The sequence below is a fragment of the Rhizobium sp. AN5 genome (assembly GCF_900215255.1).
GTDB lineage: Bacteria > Pseudomonadota > Alphaproteobacteria > Rhizobiales > Rhizobiaceae > Agrobacterium > Agrobacterium tumefaciens.
Genome location: NZ_OCMJ01000003.1, coordinates 1,304,984 through 1,329,914, shown reverse-complemented (window position 1 = coordinate 1,329,914; position 24,931 = coordinate 1,304,984). Strand labels below are relative to the sequence as shown.

The following is a 24,931-nucleotide window of genomic DNA, read 5'->3' as shown; positions in this document are numbered from 1 at the left end:
TGTTGACGAATATCTAGGCCGATTGATCACGCCAGAGAATTGCAATATTCATTTCGACTGCGTTGCTCTTTTTGAAACAATCCCAATGAACGATTACAAAGCTCTGCGAACCTTCCTCCTTGCGGCCGAAAAGCGAAATTTCGCCCAGGTTGCCCGCGAACTCGACATGACGCCGGCTGCAGTCACAAGGGCTATTGCGGCACTTGAAGCCGAACTCGGCGTTCAGCTGTTTGTCCGTACGACCCGGCAAGTGTCGCTGACAACAGACGGTGCGATATTCGCCGCCCAGATTCAGCCCGCGGTGAAGACGCTTGAAGAAGCGCGCCGTGACGTGATGAACGCTCACAAAGCCGACGAAGGGCGTCTCAGGATCAGTGCGCCGACGTGGTTTGGCAAGGCGGTGCTCCCACCGATCCTCTCCGGCTTCAAAGAGCGGTACCCGAAGATGGGCTTCGAGATATCACTGTCCGACGGACTGGTGAATATCGTTGATGATGACTACGATCTGGCGATCCGCATCTCGTCTCAGCCATCGGACAAGTTCACGATATGGAGGAAAATCCGCGTCGTGCCGCGCATTCTGGTTGCGGCACCGGGAAGTCGGTTTGTCGAGATGCAGCATCCGAACGAGCTGACGCCAGACGATTGCCTCGCCTATAGCGGCGAAAGCCGGCGGGAGAACTGGGTGCTCTCGGACGGCGGCTCGAGCATGACGATATCGGCAGGGCGCGCCTTCAGCGCCAATAATGGTGAGGTTCTGGCCGACATGGCCGCGGATGGAGCAGGCGTTGCCATGCTGCCGAACTTTCATGTCTCGGAACACCTCAAGAGTGGGCGCCTCGTGCACGTCTTCAAGGGCTGGGCCCCACCCGATCTGTGGTTGACCCTCTACTACCCGCCCTATCAGGCTCTGCCTCCCCGCATTGCATCCTTCTCCAAATTCTTCGAGGAACAGGTTGCGGCGCAGATGGTCATGCTTGATTGATATCCCGGACTGTCCCGCCACAGCGTCCTTGCTGTGCGGAGATCTCGGCCGCGACCCGCGCCTGTAACTGCCAGAGGTTTCGATCGCGAATGCCCTCTGCCTGAAGATCGACGATCGTGTTGTGCAGATACTGGGCGCAGGAACCGCCCTCTCCGCAGGCGCTGGCGATCAGTTTTGCCGTCGTTTCCACCGGTAGCGGCGCCGTCAGACCCGCGCGCTTTGTGCTCGCCCAGAATGTCAGAGCCTTCTGGATGCCGTCAGGCGTTTTGACCTTTACCCAGCGCACCATGTCGATGACTTCCCGATACCTGATTTCGCGGGCGACGAGAGCTCGAAGGTCGTCACGCCGCCGCTCGGACGAGAGTTGCAGGATGACACCGTCGCACTGTCCACCACGCTCAAGCGCCATCATCAGACCTGGCTGCGCGCTCGTTGCCCGCCAGCGCTCGATTTTCAGGGAAAACGAACGATGCCAGCCATGGGCGGTGGCGCGTCGCCTGCCGGCTGGCTTGAACTCAGGATTCCAGATCAGGGAACCGTATGCAAACACCCAGATTGGATCGCTATCGGCTTCACGCTCGATAGCGGCAACCAGAGCGTGAAGTTCTGTTTCAGATAACGGCGTCCAGCCCGGCTCTGGGCCGTCGTCACGGACGTCTCTGATGGTCAGGGCTACAAGCTCGGGCGTCAACTGCATCGTCGTCTCGATCGGTAGTGCGGCAAGGATTGCATCAGTGGCCGTGGCAGGTTCCGCCACGGCCACCTCTTATCGTCAGGATCGAATGAATGCCAGAAGATCGGCGTTCAGGACATCGGCATTCACGGTCAGCATGCCATGCGAGAAGCCGGGATAGGTCTTCAGGGAACCATTCTTCAGCAGCTTGGCGGACTTCAGTGCAGAATCCGCGATTGGAACGATCTGATCGTCTTCGCCGTGGAGAACGAGCGTCGGCACCGTGATTGCCTTCAGATCTTCCGTCTGGTCGGTTTCGGAGAAGGCCTTGATGCCATCATAGTGCGCCTTTGCACCGCCCATCATGCCCTGGCGCCACCAATTCTGGATTACGCCTTCCTGAACCTTGGCGCCATCGCGGTTAAAACCGTAGAACGGGCCGGCCGGGACATCGCGGAAGAACTGCGCGCGATTGGCCGCCAGCGCCGAACGGAAGCCGTCGAACACTTCGATCGGCAGGCCTTCGGGATTGGCTGCGGTCTTCAGCATCAGCGGTGGGACTGCCGATACCAGAACGGCCTTGGCGACACGACCGGCCGGCTGACCAAACTTCGCCACATAGCGCGCCACTTCGCCACCGCCGGTGGAATGGCCGATATGCACGGCATTTTTCAGATCCAGCGCTTCGACGACGGCGAAAGCGTCGGCGGCATAGTGGTCCATATCATGCCCTTCGGAAACCTGGGCAGAGCGTCCGTGGCCACGGCGATCATGGGCAACGACCCGGTAACCGTTGGCGAGGAAGAACAGCATCTGGGCATCCCAGTCGTCAGACGATAACGGCCAGCCGTGATGAAAGACGATGGGCTGAGCATCCTTGGAGCCCCAATCCTTGTAGAATATTTCGACGCCGTCCTTGGTGGTGATAGTACCCATGGTCTTGTTTCCTTCGATTGATGTGTTGGTGGGGGCAGCGTTTGCTGCGAAGGTGAATACGGGTGAAATGGCCATCGCCGCTGCGGCTGCACCAACTGAAAGCAGTGCGCCACGGCGCGTTATGGAAAAGTCGTTCTGGGTCATCTCACGTCCTGCAAATGTATGGTTTCGTGTTTCAGGCGACGCCGTTGCTCGTCTGATGCGTGGATATTGCTACCAAGTCGCGGGCACAACAATTGAACTAATAATTCATAGTTTGTTGTGAAATTCGAAACAATACGTTCCGGTCGTTATCGGGACAGTGCGGATTGTCCCGATAACGCGGAATCTATCATTTCTGCTTTGCCGAGACGGCCTTGGCGGCAGCATCGATGGTATCAGCGACGACCGTCGGCTGCGTCATGAACAGGGCGTGGCTTGCTGAGACCTTGGTGATCTTGGCCTTGATGCGTTCGGCCATATGGATCAGCATTGCCTGGTCGAATGCCTTGTCCTCGGTAGCGATCACAGCCCAGCTGGGCTTGGTGCGCCAGGCAGCATGTTCGAGCTTCGTGCCGAACGCCGACATGTTGATCGGGACCTGAGCGTCCCTCATGAACGCAACATCGGCATCGCTAACGTCATGAGCAAAACCAGCCTTGAACTTTGCCGGGCTGACATATCCAAAGCCATCCTTCGTGGTTTCGATGACGAATTCCGATGCGGGAGCAAACCCCTGATATTGCTGGGCTGTCGTTTCGCCGACATCTGGTGAGAGCGCAGAGACATAGACGAGGCCAGCAACCTTTTCATCAACGCCCGCTTCTGTAATGACGGTGCCGCCCCATGAATGTCCGACCAGAATGACCGGACCGTCCTGCCGCTCGAGAGCACGCTTTGTGGCGGCAACGTCGTCTGCGAGAGAAGTCAGGGGATTCTGGACGATGGTCACGCGGTAACCACGCTTTGTGAGATTGTCGTAGACACCCTTCCAGCCAGAGCCGTCAGCGAAAGCGCCATGGACGAGCACGACGTTTTTTACGGACTGGTTCTGGGAAATGGTGTCGGCAGCGTTTGCCGGCAGTGCGGCAGACAATGCGGCGGCGGCAATTGCAGAAAGGGCGGCTGCGGACTTGCGTGTCATGGCTTCTTCCTTTTTATTTTGCGATAACTGTTATCGCGATATACATAGGCTGACAGATGTCGATGCTTCCGTCAAGATAATTCTTATCGCGATATTTATTTTTGTCGTATGATTGGCTATATGTATGTGTGAAGGAGCCTAGAATGACCATAAGTCACAACAATCCACCGCCCTTGCACGACCAGCTGTGCTACGCAATTTATACTGCCGGCATTGCCATCCAGCGCGCTTACAAGCCCCTTCTGGATGAGCTGGGGCTGACGTACCCGCAATATCTCGTGCTAAACGTGCTTTGGAGCAGAGATGAGCAAACCGTTGGCGCCATTGCAAACGCCCTCGCATTGGAATCGAGCACACTGACGCCGCTCTTGAAGCGCCTTGAGACAGCCGGCTTATTGCGCAGGACCAGAAACCTCAGCAATGAGCGGCAGGTGGTCATCGCGTTGACCGAGGAAGGCCGCGCATTGCAGCACAGGGCGGGTTGCCTCAGCGACACCTTGCTTGCAGCTTCAATGCAAACTCCAAAGGAGCTGGCCGATCTGAACCACGACGTCCGCCATCTCCGCGACGCGATCTATTCACAGATCGGCGGGTGGGACGCGCCCGCCTGATCTGCAGGCGCATCTCGGAACCTACGCTGTCGGCACCGTCCCCCCATCAATTGTGTATTCGGTACCAGTAATCGAGGCCGCGCGGTCGGAAGCAAGGAAGGCGATCAGGTTTGCGACCTCTTCCGGTTTTGCCGGGCGGCCGAGCGGAATGCCGCCCAGTCCATCCATGATGATCTTCTTGCCACCCTCAAGGTCAGTTCCGGCCTGCTTCGCCAGGCGCTCTGCAAGGCGGACGGAGGCTTCCGTTTCGATCCAGCCCGGCGAAACCCGAACGACGCGCACACCTTTGGGCGACACTTCCTTCGACATCGCCTTGCTATAGGTCGAAAGTGCCGCTTTTGCTGCGGCATAGGCTGTTGTCGATTCCGGAAGTGGCAGGACTCTCTGGATGGATGTCACATGCACGACGACGCCGCTTCCCCGGGCGACCATATCCGGGACCAGTTGCCGATCCAACCGGACAGCCGGATAAAGGTTCAGCGACATTTCCTTGTCCCAGTCATTCTCCGACAGGGCAGAAAAGCCGCCCCCCGATGCTGAGGAGCCACCCAGCATATGGACGATGACATCGACGCCGCCAAGGCGCCGCCGCGTGGCCTCTGCGACGATTTCACATCCCTCTTCGGTGCTCAGGTCCGCATCGACGAACAATTCTTCCGGCATGTTTTCCGGACGGGCACGCGCTGTCGTCAGCACCTTTGCGCCGAGTTCGCGAAACAGGCTGACGGTCGCAGCGCCAGCACCCTTGGTTCCAGCCGTAATGAGTGCGCGTTTGCCTTTCAGATTGAGAAAGTCGGTCATGACCGGATCTCCAGCCTGACGATCCTGTCGTCCTTGATCGTGAAGGCATGGATTAGCATCACCGGACTACCGGGAAACTTGCCACTCACCCTCGCCCGCACGAGTGCCTTGTCACCGTCAACCGTGGTTTCCACAGGTTCGGCAACATACTGAGCCGACCTCTTGGCGGCCACCCACCATTGACGGATGGCGGCAGTGCCCTGATAGCGGGCATTCTCGTCCTCGACCACCGCATCGACATCAAGCGTTTGCAACAGCCCGTCGGCATCGTTGCGGGTGTCGGCGTCAAAATACATATTCACAACTTGGGGCATATCCATCTTATTTCTCCTTGTGAGGTGCCCCTAAGTTAGTGCTCTACCATTGCATGGATAAGTGGGATAAATATGCACGTGATGTTGAACAGATCGGGATAATGGAACAGTTAAACCTTAGGGAACTCGAAGCAGTCATCGCGATCGCCAGACGCGGGACGTTTCGCGCAGCGGCTATCGATCTCGGCATGTCCACAACTGCGCTCAGCCACACCATCGGCAGGCTTGAGGCGGGGCTCGGCGTACGATTGTTCAATCGCACCACGCGCAGCGTCTCGCTGACAGATGCCGGCAGGCTCTTTGTACAGCAGGTTGCGCCTTCGCTTCAGGACCTTCATGCCGCTCTGGAAACGGTGCGCTCTCAACGCGAGACACCGTCTGGAACGATACGCATCAATGCGGCACCGTTTGCAGCACGCGCCATCATCTCACCGCTCGTGCTTGAGTTCCTGCGTCGCTATCCCGAGATGAATGTCGATCTGGTCACGGAAGGAAAAATGGTTGATATCGTCAATGACGGTTTTGATCTGGGCGTCAGGGTGGCAGGTCTCGTTCCCAGCGACATGATTGCGGTTTCGCTCGGCCGGCCCCAGCGCCACGCTGTTGTTGGTTCTCCGGACTATTTCGCACAACATCCCAAACCCGCGGTTCCTCCGGATCTTCTCAATCACAGATGCATTCGCGTCCGCTTGCCGGACGGCTCCCTTTTTCGATGGCGGTTTGAAAAAGATGACGAGCCGGTGCAAATCGATGTGCGAGGCCCGATCACACTCGATGAAGCGGGCCTTGTGAGGACTTCGGTGCTGGAAGGTACCGGCCTGGGCTATACCATGGAAGAGGAAGTGCTTTCCGAGATCAGGGCCGGGCGCCTTGTCCGGGTGCTGGAGGACTGGACACCACCCTATCCGGGGCTCTGCCTGTACTATCCCGGGCGCCGAAATCTGTCGGCTGGGGTGAAAGCGTTTCTTGATCTGGCCCGCGAGCTTTCGCGACGAGCGGCTGACTAACCCGCTGACCTCGCATTTGTAGTGAATAAGTGTTTGGGGCGGCCCTTTGGGAAGCCGCCACACGCGTCTTGGGATAGGGAAACAATCAAGCCTTAATGAAGGCCAACAGGTCTGGATTGATCACGTCGGCATGCGTGGTCAGCATCCCGTGCGGGAAGCCCTTGTAGATCTTCATCGTGCTGTTCCTGATCAGCTTGGCCTGAAGCTCCACGGCGGCCTTGTAGGGAACGACCTGGTCGTCATCACCCTGGGTCACCAGCGTGGGAACGGTAATCGCCTTCAAGTCTTCGGTCTGATCTGTCTCCGAAAACGCCTTGATACCTTCATAGTGCGCCACGGCGCTGCCCATCATCCCCTGGCGCCACCAATTGTCGATCACCCCCTGCGAAACTTTCGCATCCGGCCGGTTGAAACCATAAAATGGGCCCGACGCAACATCGAGAAAGAACTGCGCGCGATTGGCTGCCAGGGCGCTACGGAACCCATCGAAGACTTCCATCGGCGTGCCGTCAGGATTGGCTGCTGTTTTCAGCATCAGCGGCGGAACGGCACTGACGAGGATAGCCTTTGCCACGCGGCCCTGTGGCTGACCATGCCGTGCGACGTACCGAGCGACTTCGCCGCCGCCTGTGGAGTGGCCGATATGAACGGCATTGCGCAGGTCAAGATATTCGGCGACGGCGGAGGCATCAGCAGCGTAATGATCCATGTCGTGACCATTGCTCACCTGGCTGGAGCGTCCATGGCCGCGGCGGTCGTGAGCCACCACACGATAGCCCTTGCTGAGGAAGAACAGCATCTGGGCATCCCAGTCGTCTGACGACAGCGGCCACCCATGGTGGAAGACGATCGGCTGTGCATCCTTCGGACCCCAGTCCTTGAAGAAGATCTCTACGCCGTCTTTGGTGGTGACGAAATTTGTGGTCATCGATGCAATTCCTTCTGGGTTACGGGAAATTTTCTTTTCGGAAGCCATCGCCGGCATGGCCAAGGCCAGAGAAACCGTGGTGCCGGCCAACAGGACCTGCCGACGGGACAGTGAAAGTTCGTTGATCATGGGCCTCTCCGAAATTTCGCGCGCTCATTCGGCGCCGCGGGTGCTTTCGAACAGGAACCAGGCACGGCGCTCTGCCTCATCCACCCAGTTTTCGATCAGGCTGGCGGTTGCGATGTCGCCATGGTCTTCACAAAGATTGTGTGTCGCCTTCATCAGCGAGACGAGTGTGAGGTTATCGTCGCGAAGCTCGGCCAGCATATCCGCCGGGGTCACGAAATCGGCGTCGTTGTCGAGAAGCCGCTGCAACCTGGAAATATGGCCGATCGAACGAAGTGTGGTGCCGCCGATCTTGCGGGCTCGCTCGGCAATGTCGTCCGTCATGGCGAAGATCTGCTCGCCCTGCTCGTCCAGCATCAGGTGGTAGTCGCGGAAATGCGGACCGCTCATATGCCAGTGAAAATTCTTCGTCTTGAGATAAAGCGCGAAGACATCGGCCAGCAGCGCCGTCAACGCACCAGAAATATCGGCGGTTGCGTTCGTGCCAAGGGCAGTCGGTGTTGCAAGAGGCGACTTGCGATGTTTTTCAGCGAGGGTGCGGTTCATGGTAGTCTCCATTGGGTTGGATTTCAGGGTTTCAGAGCCGTGCAACGATCAGCGGATCGTCGATATCGACAGGAAGAGGCAGGAGGGCTTGCTCGGAAAGGCCCAACTGGCTAGCGATCACATTGCGTGAATAACCGGCCGCCGCTGCTCGGTAACCGATATCTTGGGGCGCGCTGCGACTGAAGAAAATCAGGATATGCAGTGTGCCACTGCCGGCGTTTTCGATGTGATGCGGGTAAGCCGGCGGCACGAAATAGGCGTCGCCCGGATGGATCGAATAGGTGTCAGCGCTTCCATCGGGATCAAGGACTGTCATCTGACCGGTCCCTTCGAGCACATAGCCCATTTCGGCGGTCTCGGGGTGCCAGTGCGGTTCGCGCAGGCCAATCTCGCTGATGCGGACAGAAAACATCGAAAGACCATCGAGAACAGACCAAGCCGGAGCCTGCGCGGTCCTGGCAGAGCCCGCCGGCGACGATACGTGCGGCGCTGACTCCTCGACACGGAATTTGAGCCTGTTTGGATGAAGCGCCTGCTTTTCAATGGCTGGCTGGGCCTGCAGGTCGAATATCTCTGTGTTCGCGTTCAGCCTGCCAAAACTCGGCGGCTTTTGCGGTTGCCACTCGAATGTGCTCAGCAGCACGGCGTCGCACATCACGTCGAAGGCGCCAGACAGGCTGAAATCTTCCGGATCCTCGTTCGAAAAGGCAAGGATGAACTCCGCCTCCGTCTCACCGGTATTTTCAATCGCGTGAACCGTGCCTGACGGAACGAAGAACATTTCGCCAATGCCGATAAGAAAGACGTCGCGGCTGCCATGATTGCCGACGACAGTCACCAGTGCCTGTCCGCGGACACAGTAGCCCAGTTCATTGGCATTCGCATGCCAGTGAGGCTCCCTGATCGCGTGTGCCGTGAGCACCAGCCTGCGTATTGAAAGGCCTTTGAGGATTGGCAGCTGATCGCGACCAAGGCGCATGATCGATCCCGCCGGGCTTTCGAAGGCTGCAGGCCGGTCCTTGAGAGAAAGAACATGTTTTGAAATCTGCATCTTCAGCTCCTGCCCACTTCGTTTGTTTGACGAGATGGTTGTAGGCGAGGATCTGGTCGCGCGGTATCCAATGCTTGGTTAGTCGGACTGACACCTAAGTATAGTGTCTAGCCTGCCGAACCGAGGCTACAAATTCAGGCCCTCCACTGAAGAGATGCTGGATGCCAATGTACCCTGAATGTTCAAGCGCGCCCTTGCACACGGATGTCGCGATTCGTCTGAGGCCATCCCTGTCCTGGAATGGCCTTTCTTTTTTGCGTGGTTATGAGATTGAGTTTGCATAGGAATATTGGATTGCCATTTGCGTTTTGGCAGCAGGGATGGCTTGATAATGCGGTCGATCTCAACGTGGGAAATCTCCTTGCATTCGCTGGTCCTGGTAAACCCGGAAAGACGGCTGCCGGCGCGCTTTGAACTTGGCGTGCTCGCCTGCGCATTTTTGCTCGCAGCGCTGATCTTCTATCTCGATACCTATACCGACATCCACAGCGCGCTTGCCACGCTCTATGTCATCACCTTGCTCCTGTCGGCAGAAACCCTGACAGAAAAAGGAACGATGCTGGTGACCGGTATCTGCATCAGTCTGGCGGCAGTCTCCTATTTTGCAGCCCATGGGCTTCAAACCGACCTCGCCGCAACCCTACGCCTGGCGGTCGCGGTTGCTGCAATGTTGATCACCTGCGCCTTGATCATCCGCAATCAGCGCGCGCGCCTCAATCTTGTGAAATTCAATGCCGCCCTGCAGAGCAGCGAAGAGCGCTACCGTACGATTTTCGAGCAAAGCCGCGTTGCACTTTGGGAGCGCGACTATTCGCAGGTCCGCGCCATGCTGATGGCGTTGAAAGCAGATGGTGTCAAAGACCTTGGTGCTCACGCACGGGAGAACCCGGATTTTCTGGAGCGATGCATCGTCAGCGTGCCTACCGTTGCCGCCAACGCGGCGGCACTTGAATTGCTGGGCCATGTGGGCAACAACAATCCCGGCTCCATGCGCCGCTATATTGCCCAGGACGACGCCACCTTTCTCGATCTCATCGCGGCAATTTTCAACAACGAGACGCATTTCGAAGGCAAGGGCAGCATCATCACCAGCGATGGCACCAGCAAATTTGTGCTGCTGACCGTTGGCTTTCCTGAAGATCCTGCCAACTTCAACCGTGTCATTGTCGGTATGTTCGACATTACGGAGCGGGAACTCGCCCAGAAAGCACTGTTCGAGGCCCAGGCGGAATTGGCATTGGCGTCGCGCGCGGCAACCGTCGGCGCGTTATCGGCTTCGCTCGCGCACGAACTCAATCAGCCGCTCGGCGCCTTGGTGGTCAACGCCCAGACCCTGCAGCGCTGGCTGGATCGCGACCCGCCGGATCTGGCAGCCGTTTCCCGCTCAGCTGAGCGCATCGCTCGTGACAGCCAGCGTGCCAGCGACATCATTCAGAGCGCAAGATCAATGCTTGGTAACCGCCCGCCCGATATCGAGCCGGTTTCTCTGACCGATCTCGTCACGGAGACACGCGCGCTGATGGAGAGCGAGCTTGTCAGAAACGGGGTCATTGTTGAAATAGCTGCAGCAAGCGATGTGCCCACCGTCAACGCTGTGCGGATAGAGCTGCAGCAAGTCTTGATCAACCTGATCACCAATTCGCTTCACGCCATGGCCGAAACCCCGGAAGCCATGCGGCGGATATCGGTGACGATCGAGCCTGTGGATGGTCAAAGCGTGGTCATCAAGGTTCTCGACACAGGTCCCGGGCTCAGTCCGGACGTTCTCAAAAACCTGTTCAAACCATTCTGCACGACCAAACCGACCGGGCTTGGCATGGGCCTTGCCATCTGCCGCAGCATGCTCGAAGCCCGCGGCGGCACGCTGTCTGCCGGCAATCACACCGATGGTGGCGCATTGTTCGAAATGATCGTACCGATGGAGGCAACCCATGAATGATGCGAGAAAGTCCGCCAAACCGCCGAACGGCGATACGCCGGTTGTCTACGTCGTCGATGACGATACTGCGATACGCGAGGCTTTGGTCGATCTGTTCCTGTCAATTCGAACAGAAGCAAAATCCTTTGAAAGCGCCCAGGACCTGCTCGAAAATGCCGATCTGGACCGACCTGGCTGCATTCTTCTCGACGTTCGCCTGCCCGGTGCGAACGGCCTTGATTTTCAGCTCCACCTGGAAAAACTCGGCAACCGAATGCCGATCATCTTCATGACCGGTCACGGTGATATACCAATGACAGTCCGTGCCATGAAAGCAGGCGCCATCGACTTCCTGACCAAACCTTTTCGGGACCAGGACATCCTAGACGCCGTCTCGGTCGCTTTTCAGAAAGATCGGGAAATGCGCCAGCAATCTGCTGCAAATGGCGCCGTCGTGGAACTGGCCAAGACATTGACCCGCCGCGAGCATGAGGTCATGACGGCTGTCGTGCAAGGCCTGATGAACAAGCAGATTGCGTTCAACCTCGGGATCAGTGAGATCACGGTCAAGCTGCATCGCGGCAATGTCATGCGCAAAATGGAGGCGCGCTCCGTAGCCGAACTGGTGCGCAAGGCGGAACTGCTGGGCCTTTGAGGCCAAAACCTAGACCCTTGTATGGTGCAATGTTGTGTCGCGATGGCGCATATAGAAGCCAGTTGATTTTAAGAGGCAAGGCCCAATCAAATTGTCCAAAATACCTGTCATAGCCATCGTTGACGACGATCGGTCGATCCGCGAAGCCCTTGACGATCTCGTTTTGTCCTGCGGTTACGAGAGCCGGCTGTTTTCGTCTGCGGAAGACTTTCTGGCCCGCGGTGATCGCGTTGCGATCGACTGCATGCTGGTCGACGTTAAAATGCCAGGCTTAAGCGGCATCCAGATGCAGGACGTGTTAAACTCGCGTGGTGATCAAAAGCCGCCGATGATCTTCATGACATCCTATTGCGACGAGCGAACGAGAGCAGCGGCGATGGATGGCGGTGCATTCGCATTCCTTGGGAAGCCAGTCGATTTCAACCAGCTTATACTGTGTCTTGAAGAAGCACTGAAGCACTGAAATTTCCAACACGTTCAGGAGTGGAACCATGTCTGACCAATGCTCGCACCTGCCGACGATCCGATCGGTCAAGCCCATGACGCTTGGCTGTGAGGAATGTCTCGAAACTGGCCAGATATGGCTTCATTTGAGGCTCTGCCGCGAATGTGGTCATGTCGGCTGCTGCGATCAGTCCCCCGGCCGCCACGCGACCGCGCATTTCCACACCACCCGCCACCCCATCATCGAGGGCTATGACCCGCCGGAAGGCTGGGGCTGGTGTTATGTGGACGAAACCATGGTGGACCTGCCTGATCAGACACCGCAACGCGGGCCGATACCGCGATATTACTGAACTTCGCCGAAAAATCGGCGGTGACCTGCGGACGACATTTCCAGCTGGAGGTAACAGATGGCAGATCTCAGCGCGCGCCTGGACCAGATGTTTCCGGTGCTCACCCCCCATCAGGTCGAGACGGCCAAGCGTTTTGCCAGCGGCGAGCCAAAAGATTTCGCCCGTGGTGACTTCGTCTACAAGGTAGGAGACCACGCAGCGCCCGCCTGGCTGGTGCTGAAGGGATCGATGGACGTGTTTCGCCACGAAGGTCTTTCCGGCGAGGCGCCGATCACGACGCATGGAGCAGGCCAGTTGTCTGGCGAAGTCAACCAGTTGTCGGGTCGACCGACACTTGCCGGGGCCCGCGCCGGGTCCGAGGGCTGCACGGCCATTCCCTTTGATGCCGCCCATTTGCGGGCCTTGGTGATCGGATCGGCCGATGTCGGCGAAATCATCATGCGCGCCTTCATCCTGCGCCGCGTCGGTCTGATCGATGCCGGAGCAGGTTCTGTTCTGATTGGAACCGCTGGCAATGCCGCGCTCTCGCGCCTGCAAGGATTTCTAGCCCGCAATGCCTTTCCCCACATCGTGCTTGATGCTGCCATGGAGGGTGAAGGTAAGGCGCTGATCGAACGTCTGGGTATTCTCGCCTCCGACCTTCCGCTAATGGTCTGCCCCAACGGCACCGTGCTCAAGAAACCGACCGATGCGGAGGCCGCAGCATGTCTCGGCATGACGCCGGACCTCAAGCCCGGAAAGCTCTATGACGTCGCTGTTGTCGGCGCTGGACCGGCGGGCCTTGCCACCGCCGTCTATGCCGCTTCGGAAGGGCTCGACGTCCTTGTCATCGATGAACACTCGATTGGGGGGCAGGCCGGCGCTTCGTCTCGGATCGAAAACTATCTCGGCTTCCCGACGGGCATATCCGGACAGGCGTTGGCGGGACGTGCCTACAATCAGGCCCTCAAGTTCGGGGCGGAAATGGTTCTTCCCGTCGCTGTCAAAAATCTGATCCCTCCGAAAGATGACGCCGGTGTGCTGGCGCTCGAACTCGACGGTGGAAAATCGGTGACGGCCCGCAGTGTCGTCATCGCATCCGGCGCTCGCTACAGGCGGCCGGAGATCAACAACATTGACGGTTTCGAGGGTAACGGCGTTTCCTATTGGGCCTCGCCGATCGAGGCAAAACTTTGCGCCGGCGAAGAGATCGTCCTGGTTGGCGGCGGCAATTCGGCAGGCCAGGCCATCGTTTTTCTGGCGCCTCAGGTCAAGACACTTCATCTGGTCGTGCGGCGCGCACTCGAAGATACGATGTCGCAATATCTGATCGACCGTATCAAGGCCCTGCCGAATGTCCAACTGCACATGCATTGTGAAGTGGACGCGATCAATGGCGATAACGCCACTGGCATTTCCTCCGCAAGACTGCGCAACCGCCTGGATGGAAGCGTGAACACCTTGCCGCTTCATCATCTCTTCCTTTTTATCGGCGCGGATCCGAACGCTGGCTGGATCAGCAGCCGGGTGCAAACCGATGACAAGGGCTTCATCGTCACTGGGCAATCCTTCGATGAGCATTGTCGTTTTTCCCGCAAGCCATTGCCTCTCGAAACCAGCCTGCCGAACGTCTTTGCCATCGGGGATGTCCGTGCCGGATCGACCAAGCGGGTCGCGGCAGCAGTTGGGGAAGGTGCCGCCGTCGTCTCGCAAATCCACGCCGCACTAAGCCTGATAAAGCCCCCAAACTGAAGCATCCGACTTTTCTCAAAATCAAAAACCCGCTGGCAGAAGCCAGCGGGTTAAAAATATCGTTTTGAGTACCGTGCCAGACAGCCGGTCGATACTCAGATAGCCGACGCACCGAGTTGCCGGCCATAAGCAACGATTTCCCGGCCAACCGCGATGCGATCATCCTCGAACCGCTGCAAGGCACTGGGAAGGTCAACCTCGGACTCCAAACTGTTGCTCAGCGCCATGACATCACCCGCTGCTTTCGACACGCCCATCGCGGTGTGCGGACGCGCGACAAAGGCGGCGTCGCCGATGAGGACGACCGAACGGCCCGTCATGCGGGGCGACTCGTAGTCGAAAATGCCCTGGATAGAGGGGCTTGGCTCCGCCTCGACGGCCTGCGCGAATTGCGGCGGAAGCATCTGCAGCGCATCGACGCGCAACGCCTCCAGACGGTCGCTCGACAAGCCACCACGCGGCAGCGAAAATGCATGCGTTCGCCCATCCAGATCGGTGAACGTGTGGGCAAGTTCGCTTGCTGGCACTTTGCGATACCAGACCCAGTTATATCGGCGATTGCCGATGTCCATTTCGCCCTTTGAGCCCGGGACAAGATAACCGAGCGCATGTACGCCCGGCCTGACATGAAAGGCAAACCGGTCGAGAAGCAGATTTGCTGCCGTTGGAAGCCTCGTTTCCGGGATCAATCCACGCCATGCGACATAGCCGGAATAGCGGTTTTGCGTGTCTCCGGGATTGACCGCTGCGCGCACCACGGAACCAAGGCCATCGGCACCGATAACCAGATCGGCACTCACCCGCGTGCCGTCACCAAAAATCAGCTCCGCGCCACTCTCGCCATCCAGCACTTTGACGACATCCCGCCCCAGCACATAGCTTCCTGAAGCGATGCGAGAAGCGACAGTTTCGAACAGGTAGTCCCAGGAGATCTGGGTCTGGGGCGCCTTAACGGTCTGGGCGATACGGCCGTCCTGATCGAGATAGATGCGTTCCTTAGCCACCACGCCGATACGGGCGACATGCTCGCAGCCAATCAGCCGGAGAATGTGCAGCAGGTCCCTCTGACCGACGAGGCCCGCTCCCCGACCTCCAAGACCGCTCTTCGATCGCTCGTAGATGCGAACATCGTGGCCAGCCTGTTGTAACATGATGCCAGCGAAGAGGCCGGCAAGCGAACCGCCGACGATTCCTATACGTAGCTTTTCCATCGTTCCGCCCTCAGTTTCCGACAACCGTCAGCGAATGCCGGCGATGATGAAATATTTTAACCGCGAAGGCTACGAGGCCAAACGCCGCGCCGAGAAGGCTGACGACGAGCCAGCCGCCCTGCCCCCAGGCCAGTGTCGCCATCGCCGAACCTGTGGCACCCCCCAGAAACATGCCAGTCATGAAGACCGTGTTGAGACGGCTACGCGCATCGGCATCCAGGGCATAAATGATGTGCTGGTTAGAAATCAGCGCGCTCTGTATGCCGAAATCAAGCACGATGACGCCTACAACCAAGGAAGCGATCGATGCCCAGAGGCCGAAGATAAGCCAGGCGGCGATCGTCAATCCGGCGCCCATCCAGACCACGAAATGCGGTCCCCGTCTGTCGGCAACAACTCCTGCCAGAGGCGCTGCAAATATGCCGACCGCACCGACGATCCCAAACAGACCCGCGACATCCGCACCGAGCTGAAATTCTGGCCCCGCCAGATAGAGAGCGAGGATGGTCCAGAAGGCCGTGAACGACGCGAACAGAAACGCCTGGATGATAGTCGCTGCCCTCAAGGCCGGGTGGCGTTTCCATAGCTGGCCGAGCGACCGGACGGCCTGATGATATCGCAAAGTCGAGGTTGGCCGATGATGCGGCAGGACCGCAAACATGAGGCCCGCGGCGAGCAGGGCAAGCGGTACGCCGATCCAGAACATTTCCCGCCAGCCGGCGTGTTCGCCCACGAAGCCCGACAGGGTGCGGCTGAACAATATGCCCGACAATACGCCTGCCATGACGGTGCCGATTGTGGCGCCGCGCTTTTCGGGCGCGGCCAGCGATGCCGCAAAGGGCACGATCTGCTGGGCGACTGTCGAGCATGCTCCAACCATGACCGATGCTGCAACCAGCATCCAGGCCGTCGGCGCCAGTGCAGCGAGCGCGAGCGCGGCGGCAAGCACCACGAATTGCCCAATGATCATCCGGCGGCGATTAACGAGGTCGCCGAGCGGCAGTAAAAGGAACAACCCCAGTGCGTAACCGAGTTGCGTTGCGGTGGGCACCATGCCGGTAACTGGCTGCCGACTGAAATCCGCTTCGATAAGCCCGAGCATCGGCTGATTGTAGTAGATGTTTGCGACGGCAATACCGCCCGCGACGGCCATGGCCAGAAGCGCCACTTGTCCGATCGCATCATTGTGGGTGGCGCTTGCCGCCCCGGCTTGCATCTGTCCTGTCTTTTCCATGATACTGTTCCACCGCCAATCTTGATCTGGGAAAATATGCTCAATCTCGTTGGCCGCACATTCGATTGACGTCTACCTGGACCTATACATCGGTCTAGGTTCGTACTGATGCGTTCGATGCTAGATTTGTTGAAACACGCTGAAGGGAGACTGTGATGAGCGAGAAGCGGCCGGATGGGATAGAGCATTACACAGCGCCAGCAGGTGGCTGGGGCGCACTAAAAGCCGTTGCCAAAACACTTGCTCATCAGCAGATCATTGCCGAGGGCGCGGCGACCTTGTTAAAGGCCAACCAGCCCGAAGGCTTCGATTGTCCAGGCTGCGCCTGGCCCGATCCGAAGCACACAAGTTCATTTGAGTTCTGCGAGAACGGAGCAAAGGCGATCACCTGGGAATCGACGGCCAAGCGCGTTGGCCCCGATTTCTTTGCCGCTCATTCGGTGACGGATCTCTGGCAATGGACCGACCACAAGCTTGAAGATCAGGGGCGCCTGACGCATCCGCTGATCTATGATCATGCCAGTGACCGCTACGTGCCGATCGAATGGGATGCCGCATTCGCGCGTATTGCCTCGGAGTTGAACGCACTTCCCAGCCCTCATATGGCCGAGTTCTACACGTCCGGTCGTGCCTCCAACGAAGCAGCGTTTCTCTTTCAGCTCTTCGTTCGCGCCTATGGCACCAACAATTTCCCCGACTGTTCCAACATGTGCCATGAAGCCACCAGCGTCGGCCTGCCCCTGTCGATCGGTGTCGGCAAGGGCACTGTAACGCTGGAGGATTTCGATCATGCCGACGCGATCTTTTCGTTCGGGCACAATCCCGGCACCAACCATCCGCGCATGATGACGACATTACATGAGGCCTCCCGCAGGGGGGTGCCGATCGTCGTCTTCAATCCACTCAAGGAGCGAGCGCTGGAGCGGTTTGCAGCCCCGCAGGATCCGATCGAAATGGCGACGATGTCATCCACGCCGATCGCGTCTGCCTATCATCAGGTTCGTACCGGCGGCGATCTTGCCGCACTCAAGGGCATGATGAAGCGCATCTTCGAGCGGGACGCGGCCGATATCGAAGCTGGCGGACCCGGCGTCATCGACCGCGATTTCATCGCGGCGCATACGATTGGCCTCGAAGCCCTGCAAGCCGATATCGACCAGACTCAATGGTCGGAAATTATCCAGAAATCCGGCCTGTCACTGGAAGCGCTCGATAGCGCCGTGGATGTCTACCTCAAGGCGAAAAACGTCATTCTCTGTTATGGCATGGGCATCACACAGCATGCCCATGGCACGGCCAATGTGCAGCAACTCGCCAATTTCCTGATGCTGCGCGGCAATATAGGCCGGCCAGGCGCCGGTATCTGTCCCCTGCGCGGCCATTCCAACGTTCAGGGCGACCGGACCGTCGGCATCACTGAAATTCCCAATGAGGCTCTTCTTGCTGGCATGGAAAACGCCTTCGGTTTCCGCCCGTCTGGTGAAAAGGGCCATAATGCCGTGGAGGCAATCGAGGCCATCATTGAGGGCAGGTCAAAAGCGTTGGTGTGCCTTGGTGGCAATCTTGCTGTCGCAATGTCCGATCCTGAAGCGACGTTCGCGGGCATGCGGAAACTCGATCTGGCCGTTCATCTTGCGACAAAGCTCAATCGCTCGCATCTGCTGCTGGCAAAGACATCGATCCTCCTGCCGGTTCTGGGCCGGACGGATCTGGATATTCAGGCGACAGGGCGCCAATCCGTCACGGTAGAGGATTCCATGTCGATGGTGCACGCGTCGCGCGGTTTCCTCAAACCGCCAAGCGATGAGTTGCGCTCGGAACCCTGGATCGTTGCCGGCATGGCCAAGGCGACGCTAGGTAACCGGCACGACATCGACTGGGACGGGATGGCCGGCGACTATGAGCAGATCCGCGACAAGATCGAAATCGTATTTCCCGATTTTCATGATTTCAATACGCGCGTGAAAACGCCCGGAGGCTTCCGGCTCACGGTCGCGGCTTCTGATCGTGTGTGGAATACGCCGTCCGGTAAGGCCGAATTTCTCGTCGCACCGGGACTTGATGAGGACACACGCTTGCACGACCCCGAAGCCCTTGTGCTGACCACCTTGCGCAGTCATGACCAGTACAACACCACCATATACAGCCTCGACGACCGCTACCGTGGTGTCTACGGCCGCCGCGACGTCATCTTCATGAACCAGCGGGACCTTGAAACGCGGGGACTAAGAGACGGAGACCTCATCGATGTCGAAGCAATTTGCGGGAGTGGCGCCAAAACCGCTACCGGATTTACCGCCGTTGCCTACAATATTCCGCCCGGCTCGGTAGCAGGTTATTACCCCGAAATGAACCAGGTCATTGCGCTCGCAGACTACGACAGGAAATCCGGCACCCCAGCATATAAGGGCGTTCCAGTGAGGATACGCCGATCCACGTAACCGAGCTTGATTTAACTAACAATCCGGGCCAGCTTCCCAGAAACAGAAGTCTTCGTTGCAGCCAGCGACAAGATGTCGGCGGCGAAGGACGGAAAATTAGGTAGCCGATACGACGTGTTCCTTGTGTTGAGCGCATTATTAATGATAAGCGTCAGCAATACTCTCAATCCATGATGATATCCAACATCATGGAGACGGCGCCGTCGAAAGGGTTCGGACATGCGGATCACCAAGGAAAAGAAGCAGGAAAATCATGACCGGATTGTTGCGATTGCATCCGGGATGTTTCGCGAACGAGGGTTCGATGGCGTTGGCGTGGCTGACCTGATGGAGGGTGCGGGCCTGACCCATGGTGGATTTTACAACCACTTCGTCTCGAAGGAGGCGCTCATAGCAGAAGCCTCCGCCAAAGGGTTTTCCGAAACGTCGGCACGCTATGCCGGGTATGATTTGGGCGAGATGATCGACGCCTACATCTCGCGCATGCATCGTGATGCGCGTGGCCAAGGCTGCACGGCCGCCGCACTGAGCGGGGAAGCAGCGCGGCTGCCAAACGAAACCAGAGCTGTTTTCGGCGAAGGCATCGAGCGCCTTGTTGACGCGCTGGAGAGCAATCTTGCGGCGAACCAGCCCGCTGGCTCAAATGCCCGCACGCAAGCCATCAGCATTATGGCGCAAGCTGTCGGGGCCATCGTGCTATCGCGGGCCTGCCCGGACGCATCGGCCCTGGCGGATGAAATTCTTGATATTTGTCGCGCAGATTGCCGGGCCTCTGTCGAAAATGGCGGGCGGGAGCAATAGGGCCGCAGCCATGCGACCCCATCTCCTGCAAAATACGAACTCAGTCTGCGACCTTCACAACGACCTTGCCCCTTGCGCGCCCGGTCTCGACATGGGCCAAGGCCTCTTCCGTTTGAGCAAAGGGAAATACCTTGTCCACGACCGGACGGATCACGCCAGCGTCGATCAGCTTGGCGATCTGGGCAAGTTGTTGCCCTTCCGCGCGCATAAACAGGAAGGAATACAAGACGCCCCGGCTTTTCGCCTTCTTCAGCACGCCCCGGCTCAGCATCCGTACCACCAAGCGCAGGAACAGGTTCAGCCCCAGAGATCTGGCAAAGGGAACATCCGGCGGCCCCGAGATCGATATCAACCGACCACCCGGTTTCAGAACATTCAGCGACTTGGCCAACGTCTTGGCATCCTGACTGTTCAGCACCAGATCATAACCGGATAGCACCTGTTCGAAATCCTGCGTCCTGTAGTCGATCACCACATCGGCGCCGAGGCTTTTGACCAGGTCAATATTCGCGGCACTGGTCGTGGTGGCCACCGTGGCGCCGAGATGCTTGGCAAGCTGGATGGCAAAGGTCCCAACCCCACCGGAACCAGCCTGAATGAACACTTTCTGGCCGGGCTCGACCTTGCCGACCTCCACCAGCGCCTGCCAGGCGGTCAGTCCAACCAGCGGTATCGATGCGGCCTGCTCCATCGAAAGGCTCGCGGGCTTCAGCGCTACATCGGCGGCGTCAATTGCGATGAACTCTGCAAAGGTACCGGCCCGGTGATCCCTCGGACGGGCGTAAACCTCGTCCCCAGCCTTGAATTGCCGCACATTCGCGCCCACGCTTACAACCGTTCCGGCCAGATCGTGGCCTAGAATAAAGGGCGGGCGATAGGGCAGGAACAGCTTGAACTCGCCGTCCCTTACCTTGGAATCCAGAAGGTTGATCGCCGTGGCCTGAATGCGAACCAGAACATCATTCGCGCCCATCCGGGGCTCGGGCATGTCGGCCAGACGCAAGGCGCCCTTCTTCTTGTATTTGTCGACGACGAAGGCTTTCACGGACGTTCTCCAGTGTAAAAATATTATCGGCTCAGATGGCCAAAAAAGCCAAGGCTTTCAGCGCGAAGTGAGCATGTTGTTGGAAGGCCCTGCCGTGGCCGTCATTCTCGCTCAGGCGATGTTGAATTGCTTGCGCAAGGTTCGATCAAACAGCGCGCGCGGCAGGAAACGCCGGGCAAACGAGGTCTGCCGGGCCGCCTTGCCCGAGGGGTAGCGCAGCCGCGGCGCCTTGTCCTGCGCCGCCATCAGGATGGTGGCCGCAACATCATCCGCCGTGTCGCCGGTCGCCATGGCCAAGTCAAACGCCGTGCGGTATCTGGCCAGTGTCTGGCCATAAGCTGCAACCGGACGGTCGCCTTGCGGAGAATTGGCCTCGATCGAGGTTTTCGTTGCCCAAGGCTCGATCACGGCGACACGGATGCCGAACTGGCGAACCTCATGGTCCAGCGATTCCGAATAGCCCTCAATGGCGTGCTTGCTGGCCGAGTAATAGGCTCCAAAAGGACCGGGTATTAAGCCCAGGACAGAGCCGATGTTCAATATCCTGCCATAGCCCTGTTGGCGCATCATCGGCAACACGGCATTGGTCACCCGAACGACACCCAGAAAATTGGTCTCGAACAGCGAACGAACCTGATCCACCGAGCTTTCTTCGGCAGCCCCGGACAGGGCGTAACCGGCGTTGTTGACCAGAAGGTCGATGCGACCAAGTTCCTGATGTGCCAGCGCCACGGCATCCGAGACAGACGAATCGGAGGTCACGTCACAAGCAATCATTCGAACGCCATCACGTATCTCGCCAGGTGCGGCCTTACGACTGGTGCCAATCACCCGGTAGCCTGCCCGGGCCAGAGCCGAGGCGGCCGCCTTGCCAATCCCACTGGAAGCCCCGGTCACAAAGGCGGTCTTCTGTCTCTTCGTAGCAAACGTCGCCATAGCGTCTTTCTCTCTTTTCGGTATCACCATGGATTGCCGCCAAGGCATATGGTTTTACGACACGAATTTTATGATGATTATCGTCATCATTGATAATTTTTAATGATGTATATCATCATTAAAGTCAAGCGTGACTTTCAGGTGGTGAGGGAAAGGGTAACCCTTCAGTGTCGGGACGCGGCACCAATCCGCAAAGGATCAGGCAAAGCACACTGATCTGATGGGGCCGCACCAGCGAGCGACCCCAAAAGTAGTCAACGCCCGGCAGCTGCCGCCAACGAGGGGTAATCGATATAACCCGCGGCACCGCCACCGTAGAGCGTAGCCGGGTTTATCTCTGCCAACGGCGCATCGCTTTTCAATCGCTCAACCAAATCGGGATTGGCAATGAACGGCCGGCCGAAGGCGATCAGATCCGCCCGACCCTCGGCAAGATGCGAACTCGCCAGCTCGAAGTCATAGCCGTTGTTGGCGATATAGGTCTTGCTGAAGCGACGGCGCAATGATCCGAAGTCGAATGGCGCGACATCGCGCGGCCCACCTGTGGCACCCTCGACGACATGAATGTACACGATGCCAAGGGCTTCGAGCTGATCGACGATGTAATCGAACTGCGCCTGTGGATCAGTACTCGAAATGCCATTGGCGGGCGAGACCGGCGAGATGCGGATGCCGGTGCGTGCAGCGCCGATTTCCTCGACAACCGCCGCCGTGACTTCCAGCATGAGGCGCGCACGGTTTTCGACAGAGCCACCATAGGCGTCTGTGCGAAGATTCGCACCGTCCTTGGCGAACTGATCAAGCAGATAGCCGTTGGCCCCGTGGATCTCGACACCATCGAAACCAGCCTCGATGGCGTTGGCTGCCGCCTGACGGAAATCGTTGACGATCCCAGGAAGCTCTTCCAGTTCAAGGGCACGGGGTTGCGAAACGTCCACGAAGGCATTGTTGACGAACGTCTTTGTCTCGGCGCGGATGGCTGAAGGGGCAACCGGCGCTGCGCCGTTCGGCTGGAGATCAACATGGCTGATGCGACCGACGTGCCAGAGCTGGAGGAATATATGGCCACCCTTCTCGTGCACCGCACTGGTGACCTTGCGCCAGCCTTCGATCTGCGCCTGGGTATAGATACCGGGCGTGTCCTGATATCCCTGCCCCTGCTGTGATATCTGCGTGGCTTCGGAAATGATGAGCCCGGCCGAAGCACGCTGGCCGTAATATTCAGCCGTCAGGTCACCTGCAACAAAGCCCGAACCGGCGCGATTGCGCGTCAGGGGCGCCATGACGATCCGGTTGGAAAGCGTCAGGGAGCCGAGCGTATAGGGTTCGAAAAGCGTCTTTTTAGTCATGATTTGCCTATGTGTTGCCGCCGCGGCGGTATGTGTCCGGTGGGTTGCGCGGTCTGCTCAAGCGACGGTGCGGTACCGTTCGGCGGGCAGCGCATTGCCGAAGTTGGCCAGCATGGTCTTGCGCGCAGCTTCAAAGGCTTCCCACTGACCGGCATCGGGAAGCGGCGGGATGGTCACCGGCTCGCGACGGTCGAAGCCGACCAGAGCCGCATCCACAAGGTCGCCCACTTCCATGACGTTGTTCAGTGCATTGACGTCGGCGCCGACATGGTCCCAGATTTCGGTTCGTGTCGTGGCGGGAAGAACAGCCTGAACGTAGACGCCCTTCGGTCCAAGCTCGAGGCTAAGCCCCTGAGACAGGAAGAGGACAAAGGCCTTGGTTGCGCCGTAGACCGTCATGCCGAACTCCGGCGCCAGGCCAACCACGGAGCCGATGTTGACGATTGCACCCTCACCTTTCTTGGCGAGTCGAGGTGCAATTGCGCTGGCAAGGCGAACGAGTGCAGTCGAGTTGAGTGCAACAAGCCGGGCCATGTCGTCGGTGCTCTGCTCGATGAACGTTCCACCGATGGCCGTTCCGGCATTGTTGACGAGGATGCCGATGCGGGCATCGTCGCGCAGTCTCGTCTCTACTTTCGCAACATCGGCGAGTTGCGTGAGATCCGCCTGGACGATGTCTATGGCCACGCCGGTTTCCTGTCGCAGACGGCTTGCAACGGCCTCCATTCGCGCCACGTCACGGGCGACCAGCACGAGATCGTGGCCGCGCCGCGCAAACCGATCGGCATAGGTTGCACCAATACCGGTGGAGGCGCCGGTGATGAGGACTGCAGGATTTGTGTTCATAGGATTGCTCTTTTCTGTGATGGAACCTATATTCATGACGATCATCATGATTGGATTTAAATATGATAGCCATCATGTAAATGTCAACGACCATGTTGGGAGAATTGTGAAAATGAAAGTCAGCCGAGAACAGATGGCGGAAAACCGTCGCCGGATTCTGGATGTCGCCAGCCGGCTGTTTCGCGACAAGGGGTTCGATGCCGTCAGCGTTGCGGAGGTGATGAAGGCAGCCGGTCTTACTCACGGCGGCTTTTATGGACATTTTAGTTCAAAAGACGATCTGGTCGCGGAGACCCTTGCCCATGCCCTTGCTTCGGATAGCGTCGGAGGAGGCAACTTCAGCGATTTCGTCAAATCCTATCTTGCGCCTCGCCATCGCGACAACGCTGCCGGTGGCTGCCCAACCGCCGGTCTCGCTGCAGCAATTCGCCACCAGACGCCGCCGGCGCGCTCCGCAATGACAGAAGGCCTTCGCGCGCAGATCAACCGGATCGAAAAGGCACTCCCGCAACTGGACCCGACAGATCGCCGGCGCACAGCGATAGGAAGCTGGGCGGCGATGGTTGGGGCGGTCATACTCGCCCGGGCAATCGACGATCCGGAACTATCGGACGAGATTCTGGAACAGACGCACGCATGGATCGATAATAGCGTCAGTTAGTCCGCAAAGAACGACGACGCGTACCGGCATGACCTCCCACGGAACCTTCATCCAAATGCGATTGGAGGTTCTGCGTTTTTCAACATTCCAGTTGGCGCGGTGTGGGCCATCTGTAGCAAAGCGAAGCTTTGATCTCCCGCAGCATTGGAGCCGGGCATAGGCTGCCGGGGTCTTGTATCCGCGTGATGAGTCCGGCCGGAAGATC

25 protein-coding genes are annotated in these 24,931 nt (G+C 58.4%); 11 read left to right on the top strand and 14 right to left on the bottom strand.

Annotation, left to right across the window (positions count from 1 at the left end; all coding sequences use genetic code 11):
* The first annotated feature begins 85 nt into the window (after positions 1–85).
* Positions 86–985 carry a LysR family transcriptional regulator gene (locus CRP02_RS09580; RefSeq protein WP_003519235.1) on the top strand — a complete coding sequence of 300 codons (900 nt, stop codon included), beginning with the start codon at positions 86–88 and terminating at the stop codon, positions 983–985.
* Here CRP02_RS09580 and CRP02_RS09575 read toward each other — a convergent pair.
* The 3 genes from CRP02_RS09575 to CRP02_RS09565 form a co-directional block, all read right to left on the bottom strand.
* Positions 972–1,682, bottom strand: coding sequence for a gamma-glutamylcyclotransferase (locus tag CRP02_RS09575; protein WP_097100407.1), 711 nt, complete (start codon positions 1,680–1,682; stop codon positions 972–974). The genes CRP02_RS09580 and CRP02_RS09575 overlap by 14 nt on opposite strands.
* A gap of 75 nt (positions 1,683–1,757) precedes the next feature.
* Complete coding sequence (locus CRP02_RS09570; RefSeq protein WP_019566822.1) at positions 1,758–2,738, bottom strand: alpha/beta fold hydrolase; 981 nt, start codon at positions 2,736–2,738, stop codon at positions 1,758–1,760.
* 187 nt (positions 2,739–2,925) lie between these two features.
* A complete protein-coding gene (locus CRP02_RS09565; protein ID WP_097170913.1) occupies positions 2,926–3,717 on the bottom strand; it encodes an alpha/beta fold hydrolase in 792 nt (263 codons plus the stop codon).
* Between the two features lie 143 nt (positions 3,718–3,860).
* Here CRP02_RS09565 and CRP02_RS09560 point away from each other — a divergent pair, with 143 nt between their 5' ends.
* Positions 3,861–4,328, top strand: a complete 468-nt coding sequence (locus CRP02_RS09560) for a MarR family winged helix-turn-helix transcriptional regulator (RefSeq protein WP_097170912.1) — start codon at positions 3,861–3,863, stop codon at positions 4,326–4,328.
* A gap of 21 nt (positions 4,329–4,349) precedes the next feature.
* Here the strand turns inward: CRP02_RS09560 and CRP02_RS09555 are convergent, their stop codons facing one another.
* Positions 4,350–5,129, bottom strand: coding sequence for an SDR family oxidoreductase (locus CRP02_RS09555; RefSeq protein WP_097170911.1), 780 nt, complete (start codon positions 5,127–5,129; stop codon positions 4,350–4,352).
* Positions 5,126–5,449 carry a nuclear transport factor 2 family protein gene (locus CRP02_RS09550; RefSeq protein WP_065658415.1) on the bottom strand — a complete coding sequence of 108 codons (324 nt, stop codon included), beginning with the start codon at positions 5,447–5,449 and terminating at the stop codon, positions 5,126–5,128. The genes CRP02_RS09555 and CRP02_RS09550 overlap by 4 nt, the downstream gene beginning before the upstream one ends.
* A gap of 47 nt (positions 5,450–5,496) precedes the next feature.
* Here CRP02_RS09550 and CRP02_RS09545 point away from each other — a divergent pair, with 47 nt between their 5' ends.
* Complete coding sequence (locus CRP02_RS09545) at positions 5,497–6,450, top strand: LysR family transcriptional regulator (RefSeq protein WP_097170910.1); 954 nt, start codon at positions 5,497–5,499, stop codon at positions 6,448–6,450.
* A gap of 85 nt (positions 6,451–6,535) precedes the next feature.
* Here CRP02_RS09545 and CRP02_RS09540 read toward each other — a convergent pair whose 3' ends face one another.
* From CRP02_RS09540 to CRP02_RS09530, 3 genes are read right to left on the bottom strand one after another with little or no spacing between them, the layout of a single operon-like run.
* Positions 6,536–7,507: an alpha/beta fold hydrolase gene (locus tag CRP02_RS09540; protein WP_174004097.1), complete on the bottom strand. Its 972-nt coding sequence runs from the start codon at positions 7,505–7,507 to the stop codon at positions 6,536–6,538.
* A 24-nt stretch (positions 7,508–7,531) separates the two neighbouring features.
* Entirely contained in the window at positions 7,532–8,050 is a 519-nt protein-coding gene (locus CRP02_RS09535; protein WP_097170909.1) for a Dps family protein, read from the bottom strand.
* 31 nt (positions 8,051–8,081) lie between these two features.
* Positions 8,082–9,101: a cupin domain-containing protein gene (locus CRP02_RS09530; protein WP_097170908.1), complete on the bottom strand. Its 1,020-nt coding sequence runs from the start codon at positions 9,099–9,101 to the stop codon at positions 8,082–8,084.
* 361 nt (positions 9,102–9,462) lie between these two features.
* On the opposite strand from CRP02_RS09530, the gene CRP02_RS09525 reads away from it, so the two are divergent.
* The 5 genes from CRP02_RS09525 to CRP02_RS09505 all read left to right on the top strand — a co-directional run bounded on the left by CRP02_RS09525 (position 9,463) and on the right by CRP02_RS09505 (position 14,202).
* Positions 9,463–11,040 (top strand): sensor histidine kinase, encoded by a 1,578-nt coding sequence (locus CRP02_RS09525; RefSeq protein WP_097170907.1) that lies wholly within the window; start codon positions 9,463–9,465, stop codon positions 11,038–11,040.
* Positions 11,033–11,674 carry a response regulator transcription factor gene (locus tag CRP02_RS09520; protein ID WP_013762159.1) on the top strand — a complete coding sequence of 214 codons (642 nt, stop codon included), beginning with the start codon at positions 11,033–11,035 and terminating at the stop codon, positions 11,672–11,674. The genes CRP02_RS09525 and CRP02_RS09520 overlap by 8 nt, the downstream gene beginning before the upstream one ends.
* Before the next feature lie 91 nt (positions 11,675–11,765).
* A complete protein-coding gene (locus tag CRP02_RS09515; protein WP_097170906.1) occupies positions 11,766–12,137 on the top strand; it encodes a response regulator transcription factor in 372 nt (123 codons plus the stop codon).
* A gap of 28 nt (positions 12,138–12,165) precedes the next feature.
* Entirely contained in the window at positions 12,166–12,471 is a 306-nt protein-coding gene (locus CRP02_RS09510; RefSeq protein WP_003519260.1) for a UBP-type zinc finger domain-containing protein, read from the top strand.
* 57 nt (positions 12,472–12,528) lie between these two features.
* Complete coding sequence (locus CRP02_RS09505) at positions 12,529–14,202, top strand: FAD-dependent oxidoreductase (RefSeq protein ID WP_097170905.1); 1,674 nt, start codon at positions 12,529–12,531, stop codon at positions 14,200–14,202.
* Between the two features lie 95 nt (positions 14,203–14,297).
* Here CRP02_RS09505 and CRP02_RS09500 read toward each other — a convergent pair whose 3' ends face one another.
* On the bottom strand, positions 14,298–15,413 hold the full coding sequence (locus CRP02_RS09500; RefSeq protein WP_097099640.1) for an FAD-dependent monooxygenase: 1,116 nt from the start codon (positions 15,411–15,413) through the stop codon (positions 14,298–14,300).
* A 10-nt stretch (positions 15,414–15,423) separates the two neighbouring features.
* Entirely contained in the window at positions 15,424–16,647 is a 1,224-nt protein-coding gene (locus CRP02_RS09495) for an MFS transporter (RefSeq protein ID WP_097170904.1), read from the bottom strand.
* Between the two features lie 155 nt (positions 16,648–16,802).
* Between CRP02_RS09495 and CRP02_RS09490 the strand changes: the two genes are divergently transcribed.
* Both CRP02_RS09490 and CRP02_RS09485 read left to right on the top strand, forming a co-directional pair.
* Entirely contained in the window at positions 16,803–19,088 is a 2,286-nt protein-coding gene (locus CRP02_RS09490; RefSeq protein WP_097170903.1) for an FdhF/YdeP family oxidoreductase, read from the top strand.
* A gap of 219 nt (positions 19,089–19,307) precedes the next feature.
* Positions 19,308–19,889, top strand: a complete 582-nt coding sequence (locus CRP02_RS09485; RefSeq protein WP_097170902.1) for a TetR/AcrR family transcriptional regulator — start codon at positions 19,308–19,310, stop codon at positions 19,887–19,889.
* 40 nt (positions 19,890–19,929) lie between these two features.
* Here the strand turns inward: CRP02_RS09485 and CRP02_RS09480 are convergent, their stop codons facing one another.
* From CRP02_RS09480 to CRP02_RS09465, 4 genes are all read right to left on the bottom strand, one after another.
* Complete coding sequence (locus CRP02_RS09480) at positions 19,930–20,934, bottom strand: NADP-dependent oxidoreductase (protein WP_097170901.1); 1,005 nt, start codon at positions 20,932–20,934, stop codon at positions 19,930–19,932.
* Between the two features lie 111 nt (positions 20,935–21,045).
* Positions 21,046–21,870: an oxidoreductase gene (locus tag CRP02_RS09475; protein WP_097170900.1), complete on the bottom strand. Its 825-nt coding sequence runs from the start codon at positions 21,868–21,870 to the stop codon at positions 21,046–21,048.
* A gap of 254 nt (positions 21,871–22,124) precedes the next feature.
* A complete protein-coding gene (locus tag CRP02_RS09470; RefSeq protein WP_097170899.1) occupies positions 22,125–23,219 on the bottom strand; it encodes an alkene reductase in 1,095 nt (364 codons plus the stop codon).
* A gap of 57 nt (positions 23,220–23,276) precedes the next feature.
* On the bottom strand, positions 23,277–24,065 hold the full coding sequence (locus tag CRP02_RS09465) for an SDR family NAD(P)-dependent oxidoreductase (protein ID WP_097171309.1): 789 nt from the start codon (positions 24,063–24,065) through the stop codon (positions 23,277–23,279).
* A 112-nt stretch (positions 24,066–24,177) separates the two neighbouring features.
* Between CRP02_RS09465 and CRP02_RS09460 the strand changes: the two genes are divergently transcribed.
* Complete coding sequence (locus CRP02_RS09460) at positions 24,178–24,726, top strand: TetR/AcrR family transcriptional regulator (RefSeq protein ID WP_097170898.1); 549 nt, start codon at positions 24,178–24,180, stop codon at positions 24,724–24,726.
* The last annotated feature ends 205 nt before the right edge of the window (positions 24,727–24,931 follow it).